The 3,028-nt window shown below is 57.9% G+C and carries 2 protein-coding genes; both read left to right on the top strand.

Going from position 1 to position 3,028, the window contains the following annotated elements; translation table 11 throughout:
• Positions 1–36 precede the first annotated feature (36 nt).
• The gene (locus tag BDE01S_RS09550; RefSeq protein ID WP_066080823.1) at positions 37–1,575 is read left to right on the top strand and encodes a Re/Si-specific NAD(P)(+) transhydrogenase subunit alpha; all 1,539 of its coding nucleotides are present in this window, start codon (positions 37–39) and stop codon (positions 1,573–1,575) included.
• Between the two features lie 10 nt (positions 1,576–1,585).
• Positions 1,586–2,971: a Re/Si-specific NAD(P)(+) transhydrogenase subunit beta gene (pntB, locus tag BDE01S_RS09545; RefSeq protein WP_066080820.1), complete on the top strand. Its 1,386-nt coding sequence runs from the start codon at positions 1,586–1,588 to the stop codon at positions 2,969–2,971.
• Positions 2,972–3,028 lie beyond the last annotated feature (57 nt).

Genomic DNA, 3,028 nt, shown 5'->3' with positions numbered 1-3,028 from the left:
AACAAGCAACCCTCAAATGACCTTCAGGAGTAACACATGAGAATTGGTATTCCAAGAGAAACGCTGGCGGGTGAAACCCGCGTGGCGGCGACGCCCGCTACCGTGACCCAGCTGCTCAAACTCGGCTTCGAGGTGGCGGTGGAGCGCGGCGCGGGCGCGGCTGCCAGCCTGACCGACGCTGCCTACGAAGCCGCAGGCGCGACGGTAGGCGATGCCGCCGCCGTATGGAGCAGCCCGCTGATTTACAAAGTCAATGCCCCCGATGAAGCGGAAACAGGCCGTCTGAAAGCCGGGCAGACTTTGGTCAGCTTCCTGTGGCCGGCGCAAAATCCGGAGCTGGTACAAAAGCTGGCGGATAAAAAAGTCAATGTATTGGCGATGGACATGGTGCCGCGCATTTCGCGCGCGCAGGCTTTGGACGCGCTCTCTTCGATGGCCAATATCAGCGGCTACCGCGCCGTTGTCGAAGCCGCCAACGCTTTCGGCCGCTTCTTTACCGGTCAGATTACCGCTGCGGGCAAAGTGCCGCCGGCGCAGGTGCTGGTGATTGGCGCGGGCGTGGCGGGTTTGGCGGCCATCGGTACGGCCAACTCTTTGGGCGCGGTGGTAAAAGCCTTCGATACCCGCCTGGAAGTGGCCGAGCAAATCGAATCCATGGGCGGCCAATTCCTGAAACTCGATTTCCCGCAGGAAGCGGGCGGCAGCGGCGACGGCTATGCCAAAGTGATGAGCGAGGAATTTATCGCCGCTGAAATGAAACTCTTTGCCGAGCAGGCGCAGCAGGTCGATATCATCATCACCACCGCCGCCATTCCCGGCAAACCCGCGCCCAAGCTGATTACCGCCGAGATGGTACAGTCCATGAAGGCCGGTTCGGTGATTGTCGATTTGGCGGCGGCCACCGGCGGCAACTGCGAATTGACCAAGCCCGGCGAATTGTTCGTTACCGACAACGGCGTGAAAATCATCGGTTATACCGATATGGCCAACCGCCTGGCGGGGCAGTCTTCCCAGCTTTACGCCACCAATCTGGTGAACTTGTCCAAGCTGCTCAGTCCGAATAAAGACGGCGAAATCACGCTGGATTTTGAAGACGTGATTATCCGCAACATGACCGTTACCCGCGACGGCGAAGTGACCTTCCCGCCGCCCGCCATTCAGGTATCCGCCCAGCCGCAGCAGGCTGCCGCGCAAGCCGCTCCGGCTGCCAAGCCCGAGCCTGCGCCGCTGCCTTTGTGGAAAAAACTTGCGCCGGCCGTTATCGGCGCGCTGCTGGTATTGTGGATCGGTGCGGTAGCGCCCGCAGCGTTTCTCAACCACTTTATCGTATTCGTGCTCGCCTGCGTCATCGGCTACTATGTGGTATGGAACGTGTCCCACTCGTTACACACGCCGTTGATGTCGGTGACCAACGCCATTTCGGGCATCATTGTGGTCGGCGCATTATTGCAAATCGGTCAGGGCAGTTTCTTTGTTTCCCTGCTGTCGTTTATCGCGATTTTGCTCGCCAGCGTCAATATCTTCGGCGGCTTCTATGTGACGCGCCGTATGTTGAATATGTTCCGTAAAGGTTAAGGAGGACGATATGTCATTAGGTTTGGTTACTGCGGCATATATCGTCGCCGCTGTTTTGTTTATCTTCGCGCTGGCCGGTCTTTCCAAGCAGGAAACCGCCAAGCAGGGCTGCTACGCCGGCGTGGCCGGTATGGCCGTTGCCCTGTTTGCCACCGTATTCAGCGAGCAGTCTTCCGGCTTTTTCTGGATTATTATCGCCATGGCAGCCGGTGCCGCCATCGGCATCTACAAAGCCAAAAAAGTCGAAATGACCGAAATGCCCGAGCTGATTGCGCTGCTGCACAGCTTCGTCGGCCTTGCTGCAGTATTGGTCGGCTTCAACAGCTTCATCAACCCGGGCGATGTGCCGTCTGAAATGCACACCATTCATCTGGTCGAAGTCTTTTTGGGCATCTTTATCGGCGCGGTCACCTTTACCGGCTCGATTGTCGCGTTCGGCAAACTCAACGGCAAAATCAGCAGCGCGCCGCTGCAACTGCCTGCCAAGCATAAGCTGAACGCGCTGGCGCTGGGCGTATCGTTTGTGCTGATGCTGGTGTTTGTGGCGGCCGACGGCTCTTGGCTGGCGCTGATTGTGATGACGCTGATTGCCCTTGCATTCGGCTGGCATCTCGTTGCCTCCATCGGCGGCGCGGATATGCCGGTGGTGGTGTCCATGCTCAACTCCTATTCCGGCTGGGCGGCGGCGGCGGCGGGCTTTATGCTCTCCAACGACTTGCTGATTGTCACCGGCGCATTGGTCGGCTCCAGCGGCGCGATTTTGTCCTACATCATGTGTAAAGCCATGAACCGCTCCTTCCTTTCCGTGATTGCCGGCGGTTTCGGCAGCGACGGCGCCGCATCCTCAGGCGGCAGCGAAGAAGTCGGCGAATACCGAGAAGTACAGGCCGCCGATGTGGCCGCGATGCTGAAAGACGCGCAATCCGTCATCATCACTCCAGGCTACGGCATGGCGGTGGCGCAGGCGCAATATCCCGTTGCGGAAATCACCGATCTGCTGCGTAAAGCAGGCAAAGAAGTGCGCTTCGGCATCCATCCCGTAGCCGGCCGCCTGCCGGGTCATATGAACGTATTGCTGGCCGAAGCCAAAGTGCCTTACGACATCGTATTGGAAATGGACGAAATCAACGATGATTTTGCCGATACCGATGTGGTGCTGGTGATTGGTGCCAACGATACCGTCAACCCCGCCGCGCAAACCGACCCCGGCTCGCCGATTGCCGGTATGCCGGTATTGGAAGTGTGGAAAGCCAAAGAAGTGGTAGTGTTCAAACGCTCGATGAACACCGGCTACGCAGGGGTGCAAAACCCGCTGTTCTTTAATGAAAACAGCGTGATGTGCTTCGGCGACGCCAAAGCGAAAGTTGACGAAATTTTGGCCGAGTTGAAAAAATAAAGTCATCACCGAGCGTGTGATTGAACGCAAAAGCCGTCTGAAAATCTGATTTTTCGG

Source organism: Bergeriella denitrificans NBRC 102155 (assembly GCF_001592185.1).
In the GTDB taxonomy this organism is placed as follows: Bacteria; Pseudomonadota; Gammaproteobacteria; order Burkholderiales; family Neisseriaceae; genus Neisseria; species Neisseria denitrificans.
The sequence above is the reverse complement of the archived record's forward strand: the minus strand, read 5'-3'. Positions and strand labels throughout refer to the sequence as shown.

Excerpts from the sequence above, each read along its gene's own strand:
- BDE01S_RS09550 (WP_066080823.1), top strand. The coding sequence starts at position 37 with ATGAGAATTGGTATTCCAAGAGAAACGCTGGCGGGTGAAACCCGCGTG.
- pntB (WP_066080820.1), top strand. The coding sequence starts at position 1,586 with ATGTCATTAGGTTTGGTTACTGCGGCATATATCGTCGCCGCTGTTTTG.